Annotated in this window: 23 protein-coding genes; 13 read left to right on the top strand and 10 right to left on the bottom strand. The window is 60.2% G+C overall.

Annotation, left to right across the window (positions count from 1 at the left end; genetic code table 11):
* The first annotated feature begins 73 nt into the window (after positions 1–73).
* Both purU and D8U82_RS28110 read left to right on the top strand, forming a co-directional pair.
* A complete protein-coding gene (gene purU / locus D8U82_RS13290; protein ID WP_016773477.1) occupies positions 74–922 on the top strand; it encodes a formyltetrahydrofolate deformylase in 849 nt (282 codons plus the stop codon).
* 81 nt (positions 923–1,003) lie between these two features.
* Complete coding sequence (locus D8U82_RS28110; protein ID WP_177433336.1) at positions 1,004–1,180, top strand: hypothetical protein; 177 nt, start codon at positions 1,004–1,006, stop codon at positions 1,178–1,180.
* On the opposite strand, the gene D8U82_RS13285 is transcribed toward D8U82_RS28110, so the two are convergent.
* From D8U82_RS13285 to D8U82_RS13270, 4 genes are all read right to left on the bottom strand, one after another.
* Positions 1,164–2,162, bottom strand: coding sequence for a lysylphosphatidylglycerol synthase transmembrane domain-containing protein (locus tag D8U82_RS13285; protein WP_110602535.1), 999 nt, complete (start codon positions 2,160–2,162; stop codon positions 1,164–1,166). The genes D8U82_RS28110 and D8U82_RS13285 overlap by 17 nt on opposite strands.
* Positions 2,159–2,929, bottom strand: a complete 771-nt coding sequence (locus D8U82_RS13280) for a DUF2334 domain-containing protein (protein ID WP_130902318.1) — start codon at positions 2,927–2,929, stop codon at positions 2,159–2,161. The genes D8U82_RS13285 and D8U82_RS13280 overlap by 4 nt, the downstream gene beginning before the upstream one ends.
* Positions 2,922–4,013 (bottom strand): glycosyltransferase family 1 protein, encoded by a 1,092-nt coding sequence (locus tag D8U82_RS13275; protein ID WP_177434133.1) that lies wholly within the window; start codon positions 4,011–4,013, stop codon positions 2,922–2,924. The genes D8U82_RS13280 and D8U82_RS13275 overlap by 8 nt, the downstream gene beginning before the upstream one ends.
* A 216-nt stretch (positions 4,014–4,229) precedes the next feature.
* Entirely contained in the window at positions 4,230–6,119 is a 1,890-nt protein-coding gene (locus tag D8U82_RS13270; RefSeq protein ID WP_024014101.1) for a methyl-accepting chemotaxis protein, read from the bottom strand.
* 186 nt (positions 6,120–6,305) lie between these two features.
* On the opposite strand from D8U82_RS13270, the gene D8U82_RS13265 reads away from it, so the two are divergent.
* Positions 6,306–7,793 carry a helicase HerA-like domain-containing protein gene (locus tag D8U82_RS13265; RefSeq protein WP_041480025.1) on the top strand — a complete coding sequence of 496 codons (1,488 nt, stop codon included), beginning with the start codon at positions 6,306–6,308 and terminating at the stop codon, positions 7,791–7,793.
* A 133-nt stretch (positions 7,794–7,926) separates the two neighbouring features.
* Here the strand turns inward: D8U82_RS13265 and D8U82_RS13260 are convergent, their stop codons facing one another.
* Complete coding sequence (locus D8U82_RS13260; protein ID WP_130902316.1) at positions 7,927–8,382, bottom strand: DciA family protein; 456 nt, start codon at positions 8,380–8,382, stop codon at positions 7,927–7,929.
* Positions 8,383–8,690: 308 nt separating this feature from the next.
* Here D8U82_RS13260 and secA point away from each other — a divergent pair, with 308 nt between their 5' ends.
* From secA to D8U82_RS13240, 4 genes are all read left to right on the top strand, one after another.
* Positions 8,691–11,432 (top strand): preprotein translocase subunit SecA, encoded by a 2,742-nt coding sequence (secA, locus tag D8U82_RS13255; protein WP_038861039.1) that lies wholly within the window; start codon positions 8,691–8,693, stop codon positions 11,430–11,432.
* A 122-nt stretch (positions 11,433–11,554) separates the two neighbouring features.
* The gene (gene argJ / locus D8U82_RS13250) at positions 11,555–12,772 is read left to right on the top strand and encodes a bifunctional glutamate N-acetyltransferase/amino-acid acetyltransferase ArgJ (RefSeq protein WP_041479803.1); all 1,218 of its coding nucleotides are present in this window, start codon (positions 11,555–11,557) and stop codon (positions 12,770–12,772) included.
* 159 nt (positions 12,773–12,931) lie between these two features.
* Positions 12,932–13,564 (top strand): glutathione S-transferase family protein, encoded by a 633-nt coding sequence (locus D8U82_RS13245; protein ID WP_130888828.1) that lies wholly within the window; start codon positions 12,932–12,934, stop codon positions 13,562–13,564.
* Entirely contained in the window at positions 13,561–14,505 is a 945-nt protein-coding gene (locus D8U82_RS13240) for a Nudix family hydrolase (protein WP_130902315.1), read from the top strand. The genes D8U82_RS13245 and D8U82_RS13240 overlap by 4 nt, the downstream gene beginning before the upstream one ends.
* Before the next feature lie 121 nt (positions 14,506–14,626).
* On the opposite strand, the gene D8U82_RS13235 is transcribed toward D8U82_RS13240, so the two are convergent.
* The 3 genes from D8U82_RS13235 to D8U82_RS13225 are packed head-to-tail and all read right to left on the bottom strand — an operon-like array spanning position 14,627 to position 18,214.
* Positions 14,627–15,211 (bottom strand): cob(I)yrinic acid a,c-diamide adenosyltransferase, encoded by a 585-nt coding sequence (locus D8U82_RS13235; RefSeq protein WP_130902314.1) that lies wholly within the window; start codon positions 15,209–15,211, stop codon positions 14,627–14,629.
* 3 nt (positions 15,212–15,214) lie between these two features.
* Positions 15,215–17,251 carry a HAMP domain-containing sensor histidine kinase gene (locus D8U82_RS13230; protein WP_016773489.1) on the bottom strand — a complete coding sequence of 679 codons (2,037 nt, stop codon included), beginning with the start codon at positions 17,249–17,251 and terminating at the stop codon, positions 15,215–15,217.
* A 45-nt stretch (positions 17,252–17,296) separates the two neighbouring features.
* Entirely contained in the window at positions 17,297–18,214 is a 918-nt protein-coding gene (locus D8U82_RS13225; protein WP_130902313.1) for a putative 2-dehydropantoate 2-reductase, read from the bottom strand.
* A gap of 140 nt (positions 18,215–18,354) precedes the next feature.
* Here D8U82_RS13225 and D8U82_RS13220 point away from each other — a divergent pair, with 140 nt between their 5' ends.
* Both D8U82_RS13220 and D8U82_RS13215 read left to right on the top strand, forming a co-directional pair.
* Positions 18,355–18,840 (top strand): YajQ family cyclic di-GMP-binding protein, encoded by a 486-nt coding sequence (locus D8U82_RS13220; protein WP_016773491.1) that lies wholly within the window; start codon positions 18,355–18,357, stop codon positions 18,838–18,840.
* Between the two features lie 152 nt (positions 18,841–18,992).
* Complete coding sequence (locus D8U82_RS13215) at positions 18,993–19,844, top strand: mechanosensitive ion channel family protein (RefSeq protein WP_110602527.1); 852 nt, start codon at positions 18,993–18,995, stop codon at positions 19,842–19,844.
* A 212-nt stretch (positions 19,845–20,056) separates the two neighbouring features.
* Here the strand turns inward: D8U82_RS13215 and D8U82_RS13210 are convergent, their stop codons facing one another.
* A complete protein-coding gene (locus D8U82_RS13210) occupies positions 20,057–21,355 on the bottom strand; it encodes an OprD family porin (protein WP_110602526.1) in 1,299 nt (432 codons plus the stop codon).
* A 76-nt stretch (positions 21,356–21,431) separates the two neighbouring features.
* Here D8U82_RS13210 and D8U82_RS28105 point away from each other — a divergent pair, with 76 nt between their 5' ends.
* The 3 genes from D8U82_RS28105 (at position 21,432) to D8U82_RS13200 (ending at position 22,881) form a co-directional block, all read left to right on the top strand.
* Positions 21,432–21,794 carry a hypothetical protein gene (locus D8U82_RS28105; protein WP_156045082.1) on the top strand — a complete coding sequence of 121 codons (363 nt, stop codon included), beginning with the start codon at positions 21,432–21,434 and terminating at the stop codon, positions 21,792–21,794.
* Between the two features lie 451 nt (positions 21,795–22,245).
* Positions 22,246–22,671, top strand: coding sequence for an HIT domain-containing protein (locus D8U82_RS13205; RefSeq protein WP_016773494.1), 426 nt, complete (start codon positions 22,246–22,248; stop codon positions 22,669–22,671).
* Positions 22,672–22,674: 3 nt separating this feature from the next.
* Positions 22,675–22,881 (top strand): SlyX family protein, encoded by a 207-nt coding sequence (locus D8U82_RS13200; RefSeq protein ID WP_016773495.1) that lies wholly within the window; start codon positions 22,675–22,677, stop codon positions 22,879–22,881.
* Positions 22,882–22,946: 65 nt separating this feature from the next.
* Here the strand turns inward: D8U82_RS13200 and D8U82_RS28600 are convergent, their stop codons facing one another.
* A complete protein-coding gene (locus tag D8U82_RS28600; protein ID WP_016773496.1) occupies positions 22,947–23,549 on the bottom strand; it encodes a cold-shock protein in 603 nt (200 codons plus the stop codon).
* A gap of 311 nt (positions 23,550–23,860) precedes the next feature.
* Between D8U82_RS28600 and D8U82_RS13190 the strand changes: the two genes are divergently transcribed.
* On the top strand, positions 23,861–24,331 hold the full coding sequence (locus tag D8U82_RS13190) for a Dps family protein (RefSeq protein ID WP_016773497.1): 471 nt from the start codon (positions 23,861–23,863) through the stop codon (positions 24,329–24,331).
* Positions 24,332–24,465 lie beyond the last annotated feature (134 nt).

Genomic DNA, 24,465 nt, shown 5'->3' with positions numbered 1-24,465 from the left:
CGTATGCGTACTGCAGTTTTCCTGCGCAGTCGCTAGAATGGCGGCCTTTGTGAAGTTCTGGAGTTTCCCCCTCATGCGCACTTTTCGGCTGGTGATCTCTTGCCCGGACCGCGTTGGCATCGTTGCCAAAGTCAGTAATTTTCTGGCCTCTCATAATGGCTGGATCACCGAAGCGAGCCACCACTCTGACAATCAAGTGGGCTGGTTCTTCATGCGTCACGAAATCCGTGCCGATTCGCTGCCGTTCGGTATTGAAGAGTTGCGCGAGAAGTTCGCGCCGATCGCCGAAGAGTTCTCGATGGACTGGCGCATCACCGATACCGAGCAGAAAAAACGCGTGGTGCTGATGGCCAGCCGCGAATCCCACTGCCTGGCCGACCTGCTGCACCGCTGGCACAGCGATGAACTGGATTGCGAAATCTCCTGCGTGATCTCCAACCACGACGACTTGCGCAGCATGGTCGAGTGGCACGGCATCCCTTACTACCACGTGCCGGTCAATCCGCAGGACAAGCAGCCGGCATTCGACGAAGTGTCGCGGCTGGTCAAACAGCACGACGCCGAAGTGGTGGTGCTGGCGCGCTACATGCAGATCCTGCCGCCGGACATGTGCCGCGAATACGCGCACAAAGTCATCAACATCCACCACAGCTTCCTGCCATCGTTCGTCGGCGCCAAGCCGTATCACCAGGCATCCCTGCGTGGTGTGAAACTGATCGGCGCGACCTGCCACTATGTCACTGAAGAGCTGGACGCCGGCCCGATCATCGAGCAGGACGTGGTGCGTGTCAGCCACAGCGACAGCATCGAAGACATGGTGCGTTTCGGCCGTGACGTCGAGAAGATGGTGCTGGCCCGTGGTCTGCGTTATCACCTGGAAGACCGCGTGCTGGTGCACGGCAACAAGACGGTTGTGTTCTGATCGAGCACGACACGCTTGAAAAACCAGGGGCCTGGGCGTTGAATCGCTCAGGCCCTTGTCATTTGAGCCCGAGGAAAAGCCATGAGCGATCCACTGGACAAAGCCACTTCCAAAGCCCCCGCCACCCTTGGTGAAGGTTGCCTGAGTCGTTACGACCCGGATGACATGAGCCCGGACGACGGCACCGAATTCCCCGGCGCCGCCGAACTTTGGGAGCGACTCCAGCAAGAGCAGGACGAACCTAAGAAGCCTGCCTGACGTTCATCAGCTTCTTCAGCAACGGCTTGCCCAGCATCAATACGAACACCGGCCCGCCCACCAGCAGATAGAAGTAATACGTCACCACGCGCCAGATCAGGATCGCCGCCGCTGCGGTGGACTTGCCCACCATGGGTGCGAGCAGCGCGGCGGAGGTCAATTCTGCGGCTCCCGCGCCGCCAGGTAACAGGCTGAATTGACCGGCGCCGAGCGAAAGCATCTGCACCAGAAAACTCCATGCCCACTGCAAATCCGCGCCGAGCCCGCGCAAGGCCAGATACAGCACGCTGTAGCGCAGCAGCCAGTGCACGCAGGTCAGAGCAAAAACCTGAACCAGCGTTTGCCAAGGCAGTTTCAAGGTGTCGGTAAATGCCGCGAGGAAGTGCAGCAACTTGCGCGCCCAGCGACGGCGAGTGCGTGCCGTAATGTTCATCCCCGCCAACAGCCGCCCGCTCAGGCGAATCAACGCTCGGTGATAACGCGCGATCAACACGCAACTGAACAAACCGCCAAACAGCGAAACGGCGCTGACGGTCAGCAGCCACTCGAGACGATCGCTCAGGTGCTGGAACAGCGCGTAAATCAGAATCCCGCTCAGGGCGCAGAGAAAGAACAGCAGATCGCTGAGCTGATCCATGGCAAACACCGCGCTGCCCCGCGCCGGACGCACGCCGCAACGGGCGAGCAGGGCCATGATCGTCAGCGGCCCGCCGCTGCCACCCGGCGTGGCGCAGTACGCGAACTCGGCGGCCATCACCACGCCAAGGCTTTTCAATGGCGCGACCTTTTCACGCTGGTCGCCGAGCAACAAACGCAGGCGCAACGTATTGATGCCCCAGCAGAGCAGAATCATGCCGAACATGATCAACAGCCAGTTCAGCGGAAAACTGCGCAGGCGCGCCCAGGTTTCGCCGCCGCCGAGCAGCACCGGAATCAGCACCGCCGCGAGCAGGCCGATCAGCAACAACAGGCTGCGCTTCATGCTGCGCGTTCCAGTTGTCCGCGCTGTCGGGCCAGCCAGTCGATTTTGGTCAGCGGCACGCGTCCCTCCGCCAGCAGGCGTTGCAGCGTGTGCAACCAGTAATCGCGAGAAAAACGGTGACGCATGTCCACCGGATGCAGCCCCAGGCGAATCACCGATGCCTCGCGCCAGCGCTGTTCACGCTGGTCGCTGAGGATTTTCGACAAGCCGCGCCGCCAGGCACTGCGCGCGCTCCACACCAGCCCCGGTGCAGCGATAGCGCTGAAGTCGGGCAAGCGATAAAGGTGCTGCGGATCGCTGGTGTAGCTGAGCGGCAATTCACGCAAGGCCTGGCGGGTGCCGTCGCTCATCAGCCAGGCCGGAGCGACGAAACCCTGCACCGGCCAGTCGTAGCGCTGAAACATCTCCAGACCCGCATGCAGGCGGGCCAAGGCTGCTTCGCGGGACAAGCGATAGAACTCACCTTCATGGGTGTAGACCCGGCGCATGAACCAGTCGCGCGGGTTGTTCGGCAGGGGTTCCTGATCGTCGTGGTAGTAGCCGTGCAGCGCCAGTTCATCGCCTCGGGCGACCCTGGCATCGAGCACTCGGCGAAACGCCGGGTTGGCGTCAAGCGCATCGTGGCGATGGAAATCCGGCACCACCAGCCACGTCATCGGCACATCACCCAAGGCATCGACGGCCTCGACGAAGGGCTGGTAATCCGCCCAAGTCGAGGGCGCCACATCATGCAACACCAGGCAAACAGCTTTCATTTCTTCAACCATTGGCCACCCGTGGCAGCGTATGGCCGAGCACCGCGTGATAGTGGCTGAGCAGACTGTCGACCACGGTGTCCCAGGCGTAATACCGTTCGACGTGCTGGCGCGCCTGTTGACCGAGGCGGGCGCAGCCGCGACTGAACAGCTCACGCACGGCGTTGGCCATGGCCTGGGGATTGTTCGGCGCGCAGAGCAGGCCGCAGGAATCGTTGACGATTTCTTCAAACGCCCCGGCCGCCACAGCTACCACGGGAATGCCGCATGCCATGGCCTCAAGGATGACCAGGCCGAAGGTTTCCTGGTCGCCGGCATGCAGCAGCGCATCGGCGCTGGCCATCAGCCGCGCGACTTTCGGCGCCGGGCAGAATTCGTCGATGACGCTGACGTTGTCCGGCACCGCCGCAGGCATCGACGAGCCGACCAACAACAAGTGATAACGCGGACCAAGGCGCTGCATGCACTTGAGCAGCACCGGCAGGTTTTTCTCCTTGGAACCGCGCCCGGCAAAGATCAGCAGGCGGGTGTCTTCAGCGATTCCCAGCTCGGCACGCAGGCCGGGGGCGCGGGTGTCAGGATGGAAAGTGTGCAGATCGACGCCCAGCGGCTGCACATGAACATTGCGCACCCCGAGCCCGATGAGCTTGTCGGCCATGACCTGGCTCGGCGCGAGCACACGATCAAAATTGCCGTACAGACGAGTCACGTAAGCCTCGACATTCGGCGTGACCCAATGGCCCATGCGATTGCCCGCCAGCAGCGGCAGATCCGAGTGATAAAAGCCGATCACCGGCACATCCAGCTGCCGCCGCGCATCCAGCGCTGCCCATGCGGTGAGGTAGGGATCGCCGACTTCGATCAGATCCGGCTGCAAATCCTGCAGGACGTTTCGCCATGGCGCCAGCCGCAAGGGGAAGCGATAACCTTTGCCGAAGGGCAGGGCGGGCGCCGGAACCGTGTAAATGCCGTCGTGTTCACCCAGCCTCGCGCCGGGGATCAGCAGGCTGTGGCGAATGGCGTTGCGCTCGCCAAGGCGACGGTGTTTGGCATCCAGGTAAGTACGCACGCCACCGCTGGCCGGGGCGTAGAACATGGTGATGTCGGCGATATGCACGGTGAGCAACCCTCCGCTGTGTCGTTCTCCCTTGATTGACCTTTATCCAGAATAGATGTTCGGTCGGGATTGCGCGGTGGGGTGTCAGTCGGGTTTCGTTGAAAGGTAGATATTCGCGAGCAGGCTCGCTCCCACAATGGAATGCATTTTCCCTGTGGGAGCGAGCCTGCTCGCGAAGTGGCCAGTCGCCGCAGCTTAAATCCTGAAGCTGCCCACCAGTTGCTTGAGACGCGAAGCCTGCTGCTCCAGATCCGAACAAGCGCGCAAGGTCGCTTGCAGGTTTTCCACGCCTTCCTGGTTCAGCGTGTTGATCTCGGTGATATCGACGTTGATCGACTCAACCACCGCAGTCTGCTCCTCGGTCGCCGTCGCCACCGACTGGTTCATCCCGTCGATCTCGCCAATGCGCAGGGTCACGCTGTTCAGGCGTTCGCCGGCGAGGTTGGCGATCTCGACGCTGTCCTGGCTGTGGCGCTGGCTGTCGCTCATGGTGCTCACCGATTCCCGGGCGCCGACTTGCAGCTCCTCGATCATGGTCTGCACCTGTTGTGCCGATTCCTGCGTGCGGTGCGCGAGGTTGCGCACTTCGTCGGCCACCACGGCGAAACCACGACCGGCCTCACCGGCGCGCGCCGCTTCGATCGCCGCGTTCAGCGCCAACAGGTTGGTCTGCTGGGAAATGCTGGTGATCACCTCGAGAATCTGGCCGATGTTGACGGTCTTGCTGTTCAGCGACTCGATGTTGGTGCTGGACGCGCTGAGCATGCTCGACAACTGGTTCATCGCCTTGATGCTGCGCTCGACCACCTGCTGGCCATCTTCGGCCAGACCCCTGGCATCGCTGGCCTGATTCGACGCTTGCGCGGCGTTGCGGGCAATTTCCTGGGCGGCGGCGCCGAGCTGATTGATCGCGGCGGCAACGCTGCTAGTGCGCGAGGCCTGCTGGTCGGAGTTGTACATCGACGAATTCGACGCAGCGACCACGCGCAGCGCGACTTCGTTGACCTGGCCGGTGGCCGAGGACACTTCGCGGATCGAACCGTGAATACGCTCGACGAAGCGGTTGAACGCGGTACCGAGGATGCCGAATTCATCGTTATTGACGATGTTCAGGCGTTTGGTCAGGTCGCCCTCGCCGTCGGCGATGTCTTCCATAGCGCGGGTCATCACGTGCAGCGGCTGGATCAGCAGGCGGATGAGCATGCCGAGCAGGGCGATGATGATTGCCACGGCAATAATGGTTGCGATTACCGCTGAGGTACGGAATTCGCTGAGCATCGAGTAGGCCTGATCCTTGTCGATCGACAGGCCGATGTACCAGTTCACCGACGGCAGGCCTTTGATCGGGGCGAAGGTGACGATGCGGGTTTTGCCGTCGACGCTCACTTCGCTGAAATCGCTGCTGATGCGCGGCGTGTCCTGCGGGTAGGCTTCTTTGAGCGACTTCATTACCAGTGCCTTGTCCGGGTGGACGAGGATCTTGCCGTCGGCGCTGATCAGAAACGCATAACCCATGCCGTCGAAATCCCGCGCGGCGAGGGTGTCGACCAGCGATTGCAGGCTCAGGTCACCACCGACCACGCCAACGCTCTGCCCGGCCTTTTTCGACGCGGTGGCGATGGAAATGATCAACTGGCCGGTGGCCGCATCGATGTAGGGTTCGGTCAGGGTCGAGGTGCTGCTGCTTTCGGCACCTTTATACCAAGGGCGTACGCGCGGATCGAAACCGTCCGGCATCTTCACGTCCGGGCGGATGGTGAAGTGGCCAGTGGCATCGCCCAGGTAGGTGGCCATGAACGTCGAGGTCAGGCTTTTCTGTTCCAGCAGGCTGGCGACCGTGGCAGGTTCCGGGTTGATGGCGATGTTCTGCGCGGCGTTCTCGATCAGCAGGATGCGCCCGCTGAGCCAGGTCTGGATATTGCCGGCGGTGACCTCGCCCATTTCATTGAGGTAGTTGTTCAGGTCATCGCGGATCGCATTGCGTTGCAGCCAGTCGTTGTACAACGTGAACGAGGCGAAAGCGGCAATGACGATGAGAGCGGCGGCAAGCAAAATCTTATGGCTGAAGCGCAGGTTTTTGTTCATGGCTTGGGGTTCCGCTAAGGTCTTAATGTCCTGGGCGTGCTTTGATAGAGACGCGCACTATGGGCAAGGTTGAAAAACTGATATTTCCGGCTCTCCTTAGGGAAATGTCCGACCCGATTTTCTGATGGGTCTATCCAATTTATGTATCGGCCATGTGTCATCAAAGATTAACCATTGGGTGAGAAAATGCCTGACTCTTCGCAACTCGTTATCGGCGCTGATCCGGCCGCGCAACCCATCGCTCAGGCCATGCGCCTGGCCAACCGCCACGGGCTGATCGCTGGCGCCACCGGCACCGGTAAAACCGTGACATTGCAGCGTCTGGCCGAAGCGTTCAGCGACGCCGGTGTGGCGGTGTTCGCCGCCGACATCAAGGGCGACCTCTGCGGGCTCGGCGCCGCTGGCAACCCGCAGGGCAAAGTGGCCGAGCGCATCGCCGGCATGCCCTGGCTCGGTCACACGCCGCAGGCTTATCCCGTCACGCTGTGGGACATCCACGGCGAATCCGGACACCCGCTGCGCACCACCCTGAGCGAAATGGGTCCGCTACTGATCGGCAGCCTGCTCGAGCTGACCGACAGTCAGCAGTCGGCGCTGTACGCTGCCTTCAAGGTGGCGGATCGCGAAGGGTTGTTGCTGCTGGATCTCAAGGATCTGAAAGCGCTGCTCAACCACCTCAAGGACAACCCGCAGTTGCTCGGCGAAGACGCGGCGCTGATGACCACCGGTTCCAGCCAGGCGCTGCTGCGCCGTTTGGCGACGCTGGAACAGCAGGGCGCCGAAGCCCTGTTCGGCGAGCCGGCGCTGCAACTTGAAGACATCCTGCAACCGGGCGCCGATGGCCGGGGACGCATCCATCTGCTCGACGCCAGCCGTCTGGTGCACGAGGCGCCGAAGGTTTACGCAACGTTCCTGCTGTGGCTGCTGGCCGAGTTGTTCGAGCAACTGCCCGAGCGCGGCGATGCTGACAAGCCGCTGCTGGCGCTGTTCTTCGATGAGGCGCACTTGTTGTTCGGCGACACGCCCAAGGCTTTGCAGGAACGCCTGGAGCAAGTGGTGCGTTTGATTCGTTCCAAAGGTGTTGGCGTGTATTTCGTCACCCAGTCGCCAGCGGATCTGCCGGATGACGTGCTGGCGCAGTTGGGCTTGCGTATTCAACACGGCCTGCGTGCGTTCACCGCCAAAGAGCAGAAGTCCCTGCGTGCGGTTGCGGATGGCTTTCGGCCGAATCCGGCGTTCGACAGTCTGTCGGTGCTGACTGAGTTAGGTATTGGTGAGGCGCTGGTCGGCACGCTGACCGAGAAGGGCACCCCGGAAATGGTCCAGCGCGTGCTGGTGGCACCGCCGCAGTCGCGGATCGGCCCGCTGACCGAAACCGAGCGCACCGTGCTGATCGCCGGCTCGCCGTTCAAGGGCCGTTATGACAAGCCGATCGATCGCGAGTCGGCCTACGAGATTTTGATGGGCCGCAAAGGGCTGGCGCCCGAGGCTGAAACACCAGCGGGCAAAGCGGCGGCCGAAGAGCCGAGCCTGGCTGATCGTGCGGGCGAATTCCTCGGCACGGCGGCAGGCCAGGCGCTGAAATCAGCGATGCGCCAGGCGGCTAATAACCTTGGCAAGCAGTTGGTGCGGGGGTTGATGGGGTCTTTATTGGGCGGCAGCAAGCGCCGCTGAACTGAGGAGAATCGGAGATCAAAACTGTGGGAGCGAGCCTGCTCGCGAAAGCGCTGTGTCGTTCAACATCAATGTCGTCTGACATGGCCTCTTCGCGAGCAGGCTCGCTCCCACATGGCAATGGTGTGCACGGTCAGGTTTTGCTTTTGGCATGCGCCGCCAACCGCTCCAGCGCCGCGCGCAATCCCGGATCGCTGATCCCGTCGGCCGTCGACTGAATCGTCTCCGCCGCACTGCTGGACAAATCCACGGTGTGTCCAACCGCCCGGTGCTGGATGATCGGCGGGCGCACGCTGAATTTGATCCGCGTCAGGTTGGCGAACTCTTCGAACAATTGCAGTTGTCGCTGCAGACGTTTCTGCTGATAGCGCAGTCGCGTCGCCCAATGGCCGTCAGTGACCACCAGCGACAGCTCGCCTTCGCGCCACTTGGCTACCCGGCAATGCTCGCGGGCGGCCGGTTGCAGTTGGCTTTCGAGCAGGCGCTGCAAATGCTCCAGACGCTGGGCATGGCCGAGGATGGCTTTCAGCGGTTTGGCTTCGCGTAACAGAACGGCGGGTGCTCTGGCCGTGAGAGGGCGAAACGCCATGATCGAACACCTGAAGGAACAGAGGCGCCATGGTAGCAGAAAGCTGCGGAACCTCTGGGCCATTGCTTTTGTCCCTGATTTGCTCATTAAATCAACGCCTGACTTCTTTCCCCCGACGGGTTGAAGTTGAGCAAAACGCCCCTATTTTAAGTGAGCCCCGTCAAAGCGCAGTGCCAGCATCGTGGAACATCGCCACTTTCCTCACCACCGTTTCCGGGTAGAATGCTCGTTCGCATGCGGCCATGAGGGCTGCACGGGCGACTCACGGGGCCGCCCTCCATCCCTTTAGTGTGGAAGATCCTGCCGATATGTTTGCGCCTTTGTTAAAGAAACTTTTTGGAAGCAAGAACGAGCGTGAAGTCAAACGCATGCTCAAGACGGTGCAGCTCGTCAATGCCTTCGAAGAGCAAATGGTGGCCCTTTCGGACGATCAATTGCGCGCCAAGACCGCCGAGTTCAAGGCCCGTATCGCCAAAGGGGAAACCCTCGACAAGCTGTTGCCGGAAGCCTTCGCCGTCGCCCGCGAGGCTGGCAAGCGCGTGATGGGCATGCGCCACTTCGACGTGCAACTCGTCGGCGGCATGACTCTGCACGAAGGCAAGATTGCCGAAATGCGCACCGGTGAGGGCAAGACCCTCGTGGCCACCTTGGGTGTTTACCTCAACGCACTGTCCGGCAAGGGCGTGCACGTTGTGACCGTGAACGACTACCTGGCCCGCCGTGACGCCAACTGGATGCGCCCGCTGTATGAATTCCTCGGCCTGACCGTCGGCGTCGTAACGCCGTTCCAGCCGCCGGAAGAGAAGCGCGCCGCCTACGCCGCCGACATCACCTACGGCACCAACAACGAATTCGGTTTCGACTACCTGCGCGACAACATGGCGTTCAGCATGGATGAAAAATTCCAGCGCGAACTCAACTTTGCCGTGATCGACGAAGTCGACTCCATCCTCATCGACGAAGCGCGTACTCCGCTGATCATTTCCGGTCAGGCCGAGGACAGCTCCAAGCTGTACATGGAGATCAACAAGCTGATCCCGCAGCTGGAACTGCACGTCGAAGAAGTTGAAGGCCAGGTCACCAAGGCCGGTCACTACACCGTTGACGAAAAGACCCGTCAGGTCGAACTCAACGAAGCCGGTCACCAGTTCATCGAAGAAATGCTCACCCGCGTCGGCCTGCTGGCCGAAGGCGAGAGCCTGTACTCGGCGCACAACCTTGGCCTGCTGACCCACGTCTACGCCGGTCTGCGTGCGCACAAGCTGTTCAACCGCAACATCGAATACATCGTCCAGGACGGTCAGGTCGTGCTGGTCGACGAACACACCGGTCGTACCATGCCGGGTCGTCGTCTGTCCGAAGGCCTGCACCAGGCTATCGAAGCCAAGGAAGGTCTGAACATTCAGGCCGAGAGCCAGACCCTGGCCTCGACCACCTTCCAGAACTACTTCCGTCTGTACACCAAGCTGTCCGGCATGACCGGTACCGCCGACACCGAAGCGTTCGAATTCCACCAGATCTATGGTCTGGAAGTCATGGTCATCCCGCCGAACAAACCGTTGGCGCGTAAAGACTACAACGACCTGGTGTTCCTCACCGCCGAAGAGAAATATGCGGCGATCGTCGCGGACATCAAGGAAAGCATGGCCGCCGGTCGTCCGGTGCTGGTGGGTACCGCGACCATCGAGACCTCCGAGCACATGTCCGAGTTGCTCGTCAAAGAAGGCATCGAACACAAGGTTCTCAACGCCAAGTTCCACGAAAAAGAAGCTGAAATCATTGCTCAGGCCGGTCGTCCGGGTGCGCTGACCATCGCCACCAACATGGCCGGTCGTGGTACCGACATCCTGTTGGGCGGCAACTGGGAAGTGGAAGTCGCTTCGCTGGAAAACCCGACTCCCGAGCAGATCGCGCAGATCAAGGCCGACTGGCAGAAGCGTCACCAGCAAGTGCTGGAGTCCGGCGGCTTGCAGGTAATTGCTTCCGAGCGTCACGAATCGCGCCGTATCGACAACCAGCTGCGTGGCCGTGCCGGCCGTCAGGGCGATGCCGGTTCGAGCCGCTTCTACCTGTCGCTGGAAGACAGCCTGATGCGCATCTTCGCCTCCGACCGGGTGAAGAACTTCATGAAAGCCCTGGGCATGCAGCCGGGCGAAGCGATCGAGCACCGCATGGTGACCAACGCGATCGAGAAGGCGCAGCGCAAGGTTGAAGGCCGCAACTTCGACATCCGCAAGCAACTGCTCGAGTTCGACGACGTCAACAACGAGCAGCGTAAAGTGATCTATCACATGCGTAACACGTTGCTGGCCGCTGACAACATCGGCGAAACCATCGCCGACTTCCGTCAGGACGTGCTCAACGCTACCGTCAGCGCCCACATTCCGCCGCAATCGCTGCCAGAGCAGTGGGACGTGGCCGGTCTGGAAGCGTCGATCGAAAGCGATTTCGGCGTGAAACTGCCGATCCAGCAATGGCTCGACGAAGACGATCACCTGTACGAAGAAACCCTGCGCGAGAAGCTCATGACCGAGCTGATGGCGGCGTACAACGAGAAAGAAGATCAGGCCGGTGCCGAGGCGCTGCGCTCGTTCGAGAAGCAGATCGTCCTGCGCGTACTCGACGACCTGTGGAAAGACCACCTGTCGACCATGGATCACCTGCGTCACGGCATTCACCTGCGTGGCTATGCGCAGAAGAACCCGAAGCAGGAATACAAGCGCGAGTCGTTCACGCTGTTCTCCGAGCTGCTCGACTCGATCAAACGCGACTCGATCCGCGTGCTGTCGCACGTTCAGGTCCGCCGCGAAGATCCGGAAGCCGAAGAGCAACGCCTGCGTCAGGAAGCCGAAGCACTGGCGGCGCGCATGCAGTTCGAACACGCCGAAGCGCCTGGGCTGGATCAGCCGGAAGCGCTGGGTGAAGAGGTCGATGTGGCACTGGCCACCGCCGCTGCCCCGGTTCGCAACGAGCAGAAGCTGGGCCGCAACGAACTGTGCTACTGCGGTTCGGGCAAGAAATACAAGCATTGCCACGGGCAGATCCAGTAAAACCCGTTTCAATCGCTGAACACCCCGCGCCGCGACCGGCTCCTGCCGTCGCGGCGTTTTGCCATTTATCCCACCGTCCTTTCCCGTGGCGGTGCTGACATCATTGAGTAAGGAGCGCATTCATGGCTGTTGGTCTTGGTCCTTTGCCAACGTTGCACCCGGTTGCCGGTTTTGAACTCGGTATCGCCTCGGCCGGCATCAAGCGCCCGGGGCGCAAGGATGTAGTGGTGATGCGCTGTGCTGAAGGTTCGACCGTGGCTGGCGTGTTCACCCTGAACGCGTTCTGCGCCGCGCCGGTGATCCTCGCGAAAAAGCGCGTGCACAATGCTGTGCGTTACTTGCTGACCAACACCGGCAATGCCAACGCCGGCACCGGCGAGCCTGGCTTGGCGGCTGCCGAGCGCACCACCGCTAAGTTGGCCGAGCTGACCGGCGTCGATGCCAGCCAGATTCTGCCGTACTCCACTGGCGTGATCGGCGAGCCGCTGCCGGTCGAGAAGATCGAAGGCGCGCTGCAAGCTGCGCTGGATGATCTGTCGGAGAACAACTGGGAAGCCGCCGCCACCGGCATCATGACCACTGACACGCTGCCCAAGGGCGCCAGCCGCCAGTTCGAGCATGACGGCGTGACCATCACTGTCACCGGCATCAGCAAAGGTGCCGGCATGATTCGCCCGAACATGGCGACCATGCTGGGTTACATCGCCACCGACGCCAAAGTCTCCCGCGAGGTGCTGCACAACCTGATGCTCGACGGCGCCAACAAGTCGTTCAACCGCATCACCATCGACGGCGACACCTCGACCAACGACTGCTGCATGCTGATCGCCACTGGCAAGGCCGCGCTGCCTGAGATCACCCGCGCTGAAGGCGAGCTGTTCGCCAAGCTGAAACAGGCGGTATTCGAAGTGTGCATGGACGTCGCCCAGGCCATCGTGCGTGACGGCGAAGGCGCGACCAAGTTCGTCACCGTTGAAGTGAACGGCGGCGGCAACCACCAGGAATGCCTGGACGTCGGTTACACCGTGGCCCACTCGCCGCTGATCAAGACCGCGCTGTTCGCCTCTGATCCGAACTGGGGCCGTATCCTCGCTGCCGTGGGTCGTGCCGGCGTGCCGGATCTGGACGTGAGCAAGATCGACGTGTTCCTCGGCGACGTGTGCATCGCCAGCCGTGGCGCTCGCGCCGCGACCTACACTGAAGCCCAGGGCTCGGCGGTGATGCAGCAGGAAGAAATCACCATTCGCATCGAACTGGGGCGCGGCGATTGCAGCGAAACCATCTGGACCACCGACCTGTCGCATGAGTACGTGAAGATCAACGCTGAATACCGTACTTGACCTGATCCGGGACCGAGCCGCTCCATTCGCGAGCAGGCTCGCTCCCACAGGGTATTCTCGCTGCAGCTCGGTTCTCTGTGGGAGCGAGCCTGCTCGCGAAAGCGGCGATCCGGACACAACCCATTCAGAAGCATTCCTCTGACGAAAAGGCGCCACACCATGTCCCTGCACCTGATCATCGGCGACAAACTGCTTTCCTCCTGGTCCCTGCGTGCGGCACTGGCGCTGGAACTGACCGGCGCACCCTACAGCGAAGAGCTGATCAAGCTCGGCAAGCCCGACACCCGCGAGCGCCTGCTCAAGCATTCGCCGACCGGCAAGGTGCCGCTGCTGCAAACCACCCGTGGCACCATCGCCGATTCGCTGGCCATTGCTGAATATCTCGCCGAACAGTTTCCGTCCGAGCAACTCTGGCCGAGCGATACCTTCGCCCGCGCCCAGGCCCGCTCGGCCTGCGCACAAATGCACAGCGGCTTCTTCGCCATGCGTAACCACATGCCGTTCAACCTGAGCCAGGACGCACCGCTGAACCCGGTGCCGCCAGAAGTGAAGGTCGATATCGAACGCATGCTCGCGCTGTGGGCCGAATGCCGCGCGGCAGCGACGGAAGAGGGGCCGTACCTGTTCGGTCGTGTCAGCCTTGCCGATGCCTTTTTCGCGCCGATCGCCGTGCGCTTGCGCACCTATCAGGTGAAGCTGCCGGCGGTCGACGAAGCCTATGTTGAAACCGTCTACCAATGGCCCGCCTTCAAAGCGTGGCAAAAGGCTGGACTGGAGGAATTGAATCCGTGAAACGCGTCCACGTCGCCGCTGCCGTCATCCGTGACGGTGCCGGCAAAATTCTTATCGCCCGCCGTGCCGACACCCAGCATCAGGGCGGCTTGTGGGAGTTTCCCGGTGGCAAGGTCGAGGCTGACGAATCGGTCGAATCGGCACTGGCTCGCGAGCTGCACGAAGAGCTGGGCGTCATCGTTGATGCTGCGCGGCCGCTGATCAAAGTTCGCCACGATTACCCGGACAAACAGGTGTTGCTGGATGTCTGGGAAGTCTCGGCGTTCAGCGGCGAACCCCACGGCGCGGAAGGCCAGCCACTGGCTTGGGTCACTGCCAGGGAATTGATCAACTACGAGTTCCCGGCGGCCAACCAGCCAATCGTCGCGGCAGCGCGCTTGCCTGCCGAATACCTGATCACACCGGAAGATGTGGAAGGCCCGGCACTGTTGCGCGGCATCCAGAAGGCGATTGCCGGCGGCATCAAATTGATCCAGCTGCGCGCACCCAGCGGCTACGACCCGAAATACCGTGATCTGGCGGTGGATGCGGTGGGCCTGTGCGCCGGCAAGGCGCAGTTGATGATCAAAGGGCCGTTCGAATGGCTGGGCGATTTCCCGTCTGCCGGTTGGCACATCACCGCTGCCCAACTGCGTAAATACGCAGCGGCAGGACGTCCGTTGCCAGCCGAGCGCTGGCTCGCGGCGTCGTGCCATAACGCTGAAGAGCTGGCGCTGGCCGAGCAGATGGGCGTCGACTTTGTCACCCTGTCCCCGGTGCAGCCGACGCTGACGCACCCGGATGCACAGCCGTTGGGGTGGGAGCAGGCGCAGGCGTTGATCGACGATTTCAGTAAACCGGTGTTTCTGCTCGGTGGAGTAGGGCCGGCGGAACGCGAGAAGGCTTGGGGTGTTGGGGCTCAGGGTGTGGCGGGGATTCGGGCGTTCTGGCCAGAAGCTTGATTCTCGATTGAGGCTAGCGGCCTCTTCGCGAGCAGGCTCGCTCCCACAGTGGATTGCATCTCTCATTCAGAACGCAGTCAAATGTGGGGGCGAGCCTGCTCGCGAAGAGGCCTGACAGGCGCTACTTTCCTTCAGGTTTCGCAGCCGGCTGCCACAAAATCTCCGCCACCCCTTGCCGCCGCGCAATCAACCGCGCCACAACAAACAGCAAATCCGACAACCGATTGATATACGCCAGGCCAACCCCGGTCAATGGCTCAACCGAGTTCAAATGCTGACAGCGCCGCTCGGCACTGCGCGCCAGACTGCGGCAGACATGCGCCTGCGCAATCAACATTGAACCACCCGGCAAGATGAAGTTTTCCAGCGGCCCCAGCTCTTCATTCCACGCATCGATCGCCGCTTCCAGCCGCTCGATTTCAGCCTCGTTCAACGCCTGATATTCCGGCATCGCCAGTTCACCGCCGAGGTCGAACAGGCGATGCTGACACGGCGCCAGCACTTCGATGATTTCATTCAGCCCCGGATGCACTGCGCGCTCGGCGAGCAAACCGGCGAGCAGCACGCCGACCTGACTGTTCAGCGTATCGACCTCGCCGATCGCCTCGATGCGCGGGTGATCCTTGGGGACGCGACGGCCGTCACCGAGGCCTGTTTCGCCTTTGTCGCCGGTGCGGGTGTAGATCTTCGACAAGCGAAAGCCCATGGGTTACCTCGGTAGTGGATTGGTTTCGGTGGTCAGCGGCGCAGGTTGCGCCAGCGGCAGACGCAGGGTGAAGCAAGTGCCCTGGCCGGGCGCCGACTGCACTTCCATCTGGCCCTTGTGATTGTTGGTGATGATGAAGTACGACACCGACAGACCAAGCCCCGTGCCCTGGCCGATTTCCTTGGTGGTGAAGAACGGCTCGAAGGTACGCTTGCGCACGTTCTCGCTCATGCCGATGCCGTTGTCTTCGACCTGGATCTCGGCCCACGGCGGATTGAGCCGGGTGCGCAGAATGATCCGGCCCGGCTCGCTGTCGTCTTCGCGCTGGTGGATCGCCTGCGCGGCGTTTTTCAGCAGATTGAGCAACACCTGTTCCAGCTCGTTGGCGGTGCCCGGCACCGGACCGAGGGCAGGGTCGAACTGACGAATGATCGCCTGGCCCTTGAAGTCGAAGCCGATGGCCAGATCGAAATCGTTGCCGGCGATCTCAACGGCTTGATCGATCAGCGCCGGCAGATCGCACGGCGCCATTTGCCGGGTGCTGCGGCGGCTGAAGCTGAGCATGTGCGTGACGATTTTCGCCGCGCGGGCGCCGGCCTGCTGAATGCCGTCGAGCAGTTGCGGGACTTCGCGGCCTTGCAGGTAGCGGTTCACCGTGTCCAGTTCAATGCCCAGTTGTTCGGCAGTCTCGATGTTCTTCGGCAGATCCGCCGACAGACGCCGGCGAATGTTTTGCACGTTGTGCAGGATCGCGCCGAGCGGGTTGTTGATTTCATGGGCCATGCCGGCCGCAAGGCCACCGACCGAGAGCATCTTCTCCGACTGCACCATCATTTCTTCCAGCGACAGACGCTGAGTGATGTCGTCGATACGGATCACCACGCCACGCCCGGCACCGCCCATCAGTGGGTAAAACGTCAGCGCGTAATGCTTGGGTTCATCGTCCTTGAACCAGGTCACCCGGTCGACTTTGGCCACGGTGTGCTGTTCGACGGTGGCCTTGAGCTGCGGCAAAAACGGTTTCAGCGGTTCGAAGGCGAGGAAGATCGGTTGGTTCAAAGCCTCATCCAGGCGCGTGCCGGAGAGGGCGCTGGCTTCCTGATTCCATTGAGTGACGTAAAGCTGCTCATCGAGAGCGATGAGCGCCGAGGGCATCGAGTCGATGATGCTGTTGAGGTAATTCTGGAAGCCGGTGAGCTTCTTCTCGATCTTGCTGCGCACCTGGACTTCCAGCTCCAGTTTGCGGTTGGTGTGGCGGGTTTCCTCGGCCAGCCCCTGCGCCTGATCGTAGGCGGCCTGTGAGTCGTCGCGTGCGCGTTTGAGCTGCTGCTCGCGGGCTTCGATGCGCGAAAGCATGGTGTTGAACGCCTCGGCCAGGCTGCCGATTTCGTCATGGTTGCCGCGTGCAGCGCGCAGGGCGTAGTTCTCTTCGCGGGTGACCTGGCGGGACAATTCCTCCAGCTGATGAATCGGCCGGGTAATCAGACGTTTGATCTGCCGGGCAATCACCAGCCACAGCAGTACGCTGAAGATCAGGATGCCGAGGCTGGCGGTCAGAGTGCCGGTGTAGAACGCCATCGGCAGTTCGCTGCTGGCGACCAGCAACAGATGCCCCGGCGCGGCACCGGGGCGGGGCAGGGTGATCAGTTGGTTGCTGCGAAACTCGGTGAGTTGCCAGGCTTCGACGTGGCGGTAGCGCTCGGGGAGACTGAGTTTCTCGCCGCGCTGCACTTGCGCCAGGCGTTCGCCCTTGCCGTCGTACAGGGCGGCGGCGCGCAGCGGTGAATAACTGTCGAGCTCCTTGAGCAGGCGCTCGGCGCTGCGCGGCGACTCCAGCGCATCGCTGACCAGACTCGGATTGGCGATCAGCCGGCCGATGGTCTGCAGGGCCTGAGGCGCCATGCTTTCCTGAGAAATGTAGTAGGCGGCGCTGATAAAGGTCAGGTTGGCGACCAGCAGAACCGTGGTCAACAACACCAGCAGGGCGGCCAGCAGTTTCTGGCCGACCGGCAGGTTTTCAAGGCGCTGGCGCAATGGCATCAGGTTTATCGCAGCAGGGGAACAAGTCGTCAGCCTAGCGGCTGCTCAGTCGCTGGGCAATCCACGCTTGCGCAGATGCGCCACCAAACGTTGCTGCAACTGCTGCAGATGCGGCAGATGCAACTGATGGCGCTCGGCAACTTTGCAGGCGTGTCCCAACAGATAGCTGATCTCGGTGCGGCGCTGGTTGGCGACGTCCTGATACATCGAAGAGTAATTGGCGGCGGTGGCGTGGATCACTCGTTCGACTTCCGCTTGCAGATTGTCCGCCGCAGCCGGCTGGCCGCAATGTTGGAGCAGTTCCGCCAGTTCGGCGCAGAGCGTGGCGACTTCGCAGTGATGCTCGCTCAGCCCGCCGTTACGGCAGTTGTGCAACACGGTCAGCGGGTTGATCGCGCAGTTCAGCGCCAGTTTGCGCCACAGGCGAGTAAGGATGTCGGCGCTCCATTCATGGGGAATGTTCGCCGCTTGCAGATCGTCCAGCCAGACCGGCGCCAGCGGATTTGCGCCATCGCCCAGCCAGTTGAACCCGTGACCGGCGAACACCACGCGCCAATCGCCATCACGGAACGCGCCCTCGGTGCTGGAGGCGCTGATGCAGCGCGCCTGTGGCACCCGCGCGGCGACGGCGTCCTGACTGCCGAGGCCGTTTTGCAGGAGGATCAGTTCGGCGTCCGGCGCGAGGCGGGAAGCGAGGCGGGCGACGGCCTCTTCGGCGTCATAGGCCTTGCACGCAACCAGCAATCGGCGAATCGGCTCGGGGCTGTCCGGGGTTTCGCCGGGAACTGCATAGGTATGAGCTTGTCCGTTTTCTACCAGGGTCAATCCGCCCACTGCCTCGTAGCTTTGCAAGCGCGCCGCATCACGCAGGATCAGGCGCACCGGCAAGCCGGCGCGAGCCAGACGTGTCGCCCAGAGTGTGCCGAGGCTGCCGGCGCCGAGTACGTGCCAGGTGGTCGACATCAGTTTTTTGCTCGATTGCTTGCAGGCATGTGCGGCTCGCCGTATCGGTAGGAAAAGACCCGTTATAATGAGCCCGATTTTAACCGCAAGCCAAGCGCGCTCCATCCACATCGAGCGCGCCTTTTTATTGGAGAGATTACATGCCGTCGTTCGACGTGGTATCCGAACTGGACAAACACGAACTCACCAACGCGGTCGAGAACGCCGTGAAGGAACTCGATCGTCGTTATGACCTGAAAGGCAAAGGCAGCTTCGAGTTCAAGGAAAAAGACCTGACCGTCAGCCTCACCGCCGAAGCCGCTTTCCAGCTCGAAGCGATGATCGAAATCCTCAAGCTGGCGCTGACCAAGCGCAAGATCGACGTGCAATGCCTCGAGGTCAAGGACGCCTACGCTTCGGGCAAGCTGATGAAGCAGGACGCCATCCTCAAGGAGGGCATCGACAAAGAGCTGGCGAAGAAGATCGTCGGCCACATCAAGGAAGCCAAGCTCAAGGTCCAGGCCGCCATTCAGGGCGAGCAGGTGCGTGTCACCGGCAAGAAGCGCGACGACCTGCAGGAAGCGATCGCGGCCCTGCGTGCCAAGGAATTCGGCATGCCGCTGCAGTTCAACAACTTCCGCGACTAAGCTTGGTCTGAAGGCTATGTGGGAGCGAGCCTGCTCGCGAATGCGGTGTTTCATTCAGCGAAAAGTTGACTGACACGCCGCATTCGCGAGCAGGCTCGCTCCCACAGTTGTTTTGAATACACCCCGGGAAGCCGGAAATCAGGAGATAGAACATGGATTTGAATGCGGAAGTGGACCACCTGGTCAAGGCGTCCCAGGCGTGGATCCCGATGATCATGGAATACGGCAGCCGCGTACTGCTGGCAGTGATTACCCTGGCGATCGGCTGGTGGCTGATCAACAAGGTCACGCAAAAACTCGGCGGTCTGCTCGCTCTGCGCAATGCCGATCTGGCGCTGCAAGGCTTTATCAGCAGCCTGGCCAATATCATTCTCAAGGTGTTGCTGATTGTCAGCGTCGCGTCGATGATCGGCGTCGAAACCACCTCGTTCGTCGCGGCCATCGGTGCTGCCGGTCTGGCGATTGGCTTGGCCTTGCAGGGCAGCCTGGCCAACTTCGCTGGCGGCGTGCTGATTCTGCTGTTCCGCCCGTTCCGCATCGGTGACTGGATCGAAGCCCAAGGTGTAGCGGGTACCGTCGACAGCATCCAGATTTTCCATACCGTGCTGCGTACCGGCGACAACAAGACCATCATCCTGCCCAACGGCAACCTGTCGAACGGCATCATCACCAACACCAACCGCCAGCCAACCCGCAAAGTCGTGTTCGATGTGGGCGTGGATTACGAAGCGGATCTGCAGAAGGCCCGTCAGGTATTGCTGGATCTGGCCAAGGATCCCCGCGTCATGCAGGACCCGGAGCCACAGGCAGTGATTTCGACATTGGGCGACAGTTCGATCACTGTTTCCCTGCGCGTATGGGTTAAAACTGCGGATTATTGGGATGTGATGTTCATGTTCAATGAGCAGGCGCGTGATCGTTTGAAGAGTGCTGGTATTGATATTCCATTTCCGCAGCGGGTTATACGTGTGGTTCAGGAAAGCGCTGTTCAGCAAAACCAATGATAATTGCCTTGCGAACAGTTAATTAACGCAAACTCAAAGGGGTGTTAATACCTTTGGGTTTTAGGCTAACGCGAAAGATTGCAGGCTAATAGATAGCTGGCTAATGCTTGAAGTTTGTGTGAAGTTTCACTCGTAAAAAAACCGCTCACCTGAGTCAGGTGAGCGGTTTTTGTTAGAGCAACGCTCTAGAGTGACGCCAATTTACATCAAGATTACAAGATGCTCAGAGGGTACTCAACGATGATACGTACATCGTTGTTGTCTGCAGCGTAGTCAGTGTTATACGCGTCATTGGCACGATAAATCGCGCTACGCAGACGGAAAGACAAATCCTTGGCCGGACCTTCCTGCATCACGTATTTGGTTTCGAAGTTGAACTCGTTTTCTTTACCTTCGGTGTCGGAGGAGGTCGTGATGTTGTCGCCTCGTACGTAACGAGCCATGAAGCTCAGGCCCGGAACGCCGTAATTCTTCATGTTCAGGTCGTAGCGAGCTTGCCAAGAGCGTTCGTCTTGCCCGATGAAGTCAGAGATCTGAATGGAGTTGGCTACGAAAATCGTGCTGTTACCGTCCACGCCGTACAGGTAGTTTGTGTCACCGGTGGAGCGCTGGTGAGCAAGGGTGAATTTGTGTGCACCGATGCTGTAGGCAGCAGCAAGGCTCCACAGTTTGTTGTCCTGTTTACCATACAGCGCTTGGCCCTGATCCTTGGTGCGGTAGCCGTTGAAGTCGAAGTTCAGCGACTGCTCGTCATTGATCGGGAAGGTGTAGTTGGCGTTGATGTATTGCTTTTTGAAGTAGTCATCAACGTCCGACGCAGCAACACCGGCAACGAAGTTATCGGTGAACTGGTAGGTTGCGCCAGCGATGTTGGCGCTGGTCAGACCCGGGGTAGACTTGCCGTTGATGCTATCCTTGCCCATGCCGGTTTGGGAACTCAGTGCGGTGAAACGACCTGCGGTCAGTTCCAGGCCTTTGATCTCTTTGCTGGTAAGCAAGGTGCCTTCCGCAACTTCTGGCAGCATACGGCTGTCATCGGTAGCGAAGACCGGGCTGGCAACGAATTGACGACCATACTTCAGAGTGGTGTCGGAGAGGCGAAACTTCACCGCAGCACCCGTCTTGCCTTGTGCTTGCTCTGGGTTCCCGTCGCTATCGACAGCGAATTTATTATTGCCCGCACGACCCGAACCGCCGTCCAGTTTGACAGCGCCCATCGCCATTGCGTCAAGGCCAAAGCCGATAGTGCCTTGAGTGAAGCCAGACTCGTAGCTCAGCAGCTGGCTGATACCGGTGTCCTGACGGTAGCCGCTTTTAAAGCCCCCACCCTCTTTCGGAATATTACCAGCGCCATTACGGAAGTCGCGGTTCATGTATTGAAGGCGGGTTTTCAGGTTCAGGCTCTGATCTTCCAGGAAACCTTTGGCTTCATCCTGCGAAGACGCCATTGCGAACTGCGAGGTGCCTGCTGCAACAGCCAGGGCGATCATGCTCCACTTCATCACGCGCATCGTGATTTGCTCCTTTGGTTTTTAGAAGAGTACTGCCGTCCCACCTGTTTTATTATCTGGGCGGCTCTTTCTTTTTGTGTCGGCGCAAACTTATATCACGCCGACATTGTTGGCGATACTTGCGAAATCAACCTTTCAGCTTCTTTACGGCGTTGTCGCAGAAGGAGCGCTGGATGTCGCAAATCCACAGTACCGATGCAACCGGGCTGACAACTTTATCGCTGTTTCCGGGCCTTTTTGCATCGCTAAAAAAGAGTCCCTGGCAAAACACTTGAATCTCCATCGGGCAACCCTGCCACTGTTTTTATTGGCTTCAGGCGACCACTTCCAGTGGTGCGCTTATAGTCCATACCTTTACGAATGCAACAAGCGTGCACAAACCGCAAAAACGCTGCGGTTATTTTTCTGTGTGCAGCTCTCAGATGTGAAAACCTTGTGAAAACGGGGCCTCGGGGCTGTTTTGTTACGGGCTTGACGACGATCCCCCAATGGTGTTGCAACGCACCAAAGCCGCGCAGGACAACCAAAAACGTTACCGGTTCACCCCGCATTGAGTATTTGGCGGATGCCCGGCCCACTGAGCGTAGACGTGTTGTGCAGTTTTGGTGCAAAAAAATCACAATCGGGCCCGAGTAAAACTGGCGCCGCCCGATTCGAGGGTCGACAGATCAGGGGTTTTCATGCGGATCTTCACGTCAAGGCTCATGTCCGGGGCTGTATTGGTGCGTCGGCGAGATAAATGTCTTATGTCGGCGCGCTTACTGAATTACTGTCGGAGGGAAGCGTGAAGCCCGCTGCATTCGCAGGTATGCTGCCGTTCTGTCGCTTGGCGCGCTGCTTTCACGGCGCCGCCGCTAAGCTGAGTCATAGGATCAGCGGGAGTGCTCACAGTGTTTGCTTTGGATTCACGACTTCAACAGGACGCCCTGGTCATCGGCGACTTTCCGTTGTGCCGGCTGTTGCTGTCCAACGACAGCAATTACCCTTGGTTCATCCTGGTACCTCGTCGCGAGGATATAAGCGAGTTGTTTCAGTTGGATGTCGCCGATCAGCAACAGCTATGGCGGGAAACCACCACCCTTGCCGAATTGCTCAAGGATTCCTTCGATGCTGACAAGCTGAACGTGGCAACCCTGGGTAACGTTGTCAGTCAGTTGCACATGCATGTCATTGTGCGTAAACGCGACGACGCCGCTTGGCCGGCGCCGGTCTGGGGCAGGCACCCGGCCAAGCCGTACAGCGCGGAACAGGTAGCAGCCATTCGCGAGCGCTTGCGTCTGGTGCTGACCGAAGAATTCACCTTTGTGGAGGGCTGAGTCATGAGCCTTGAAGAACGCGTTACCGATCTGGAAAGCCGTCTGGCCTTTCAGGATGACACCATTCAGGCTTTGAACGATGTGCTGGTGGCCCAGCAGAGAGTCATCGAGCGCCTGCAATTGCAGATGGAGGCGCTGATCAAGCGTCACGAAGAAATGGTCGGGCAGTTCGGTGCTTTCGAAGAAGACGCACCGCCGCCGCATTATTGAGCCATTCGCCAGGCATAAAAAAACCGCGAACAGCCAGGCTGTTCGCGGTTTTTTTTTGCTTTGGATCAGCGACGCGGCAGAGCGGCGATCACGTCCTCGGCTTGCAGGCCCTTGTCGCGGTTCATCACCGAGAACTCGACGCGCTGGCCTTCGACCAGAACACGGTGGCCTTCGCCACGAATGGCGCGAAAGTGCACGAAAATATCATCGCCGGAATCCCGGGAGATAAACCCGAAACCCTTGGAAGTGTTGAACCACTTCACGGTGCCGGTATCGCGATTGCTCATGTCATAGGTAGTCGGCGCAGCGGCCGGTGACGATTTGTAGAAGCTGACAGCCAAATGCAGCAGCACGGCAACCAGGGCGATCACCAGGCTGAACAACACCGCCGGCTGGCCAGCGATGACCGGCATCGGCGCGATCAGGGTCAAAGTCTGCAGGACGACAGTCAGTACCAGAAGGGCGCTGACCAGATTTTGCAGATGCTGGCGCGGGCCTTTGTTCCAGTAGGGAATCACTGGAGCGATGACCAGGTTCAGCAGGCCGAAAAAGGCCAGGTAAAGTGCATCGGGCTGTTGCAGGTAAGGAACGGCTTCGGCTTTCAGGCTGGGTATGAACGACAGCAGCAAGGCTGCTGCGCCCATTAGCAGGTGGACGATTTTCAACATTTTGATTGGCTCACGTTATGACGGCTCACAAGGAAGAGCTGAAGGCGCACGGTTCGCTTCAGGACAAAATAAGAGGCGGTGGACACGTACACGGCATCAGCCTATGCGCAACGCCCCGGAAAATAGGGCATGGCGACACACTGCCTATTTAACAGCAAAGCCTGCGGCTACTCAAATCAGCCCGGCCAGCGGCAGAGAAACGGTCGATTTGTCGCAGTCAGATCACGGATTGATAGCTGCGAGCGGGCGCTTGCCTTGCTAAAGTGGGGCTGAACCTGCTGGATGAATTCAATCACTGTTAGGGGGTAAGCATGGCAATTGATATCGGTATCAGTGAAGAAGACCGCAAATCCATCGTCGAAGGGCTGTCGCGGCTGCTGTCGGACACCTATGTGCTGTATCTGAAAACCCATAACTTCCACTGGAACGTCACCGGCCCGATGTTTCGCACGCTGCACCTGATGTTCGAAGAGCAATACAACGAGCTGGCGCTGGCTGTCGATTCGATCGCCGAGCGTATCCGTGCGTTGGGCTTCCCGGCGCCGGGTGCCTACGCGACCTACGCGCGTCTTTCTTCTATTAAAGAAGAAGTCGGTGTACCGAGCGCCGAAGACATGATCAAGCAATTGGTCGAAGGCCAGGAAGCGGTGACCCGTACCGCGCGCGGCATTTTCCCGCTGCTGGACAAGGTCAGCGATGAGCCGACTGCTGACCTGCTGACCCAGCGCATGCAAGTGCACGAGAAAACTGCGTGGATGCTGCGCGCACTGCTCGAGGAATGATCCAGACGCTGCGGACGGCGTGAGGTCGTCCGCATGCTCTCCAGACTCTTACCGTTGTCGTTGGCTTATCCTACGAGGCTGGTCAACAAGTCGTATGGCGCTAACTTTGTCACTGGGTTTTTATGAAGGCGCAG

Origin of the sequence: Pseudomonas sp. Sample_23 (assembly GCF_004307595.1) — a bacterium.
GTDB lineage: Bacteria > Pseudomonadota > Gammaproteobacteria > Pseudomonadales > Pseudomonadaceae > Aquipseudomonas > Aquipseudomonas atacamensis.
The sequence above is the reverse complement of the archived record's forward strand: the minus strand, read 5'-3'. Positions and strand labels throughout refer to the sequence as shown.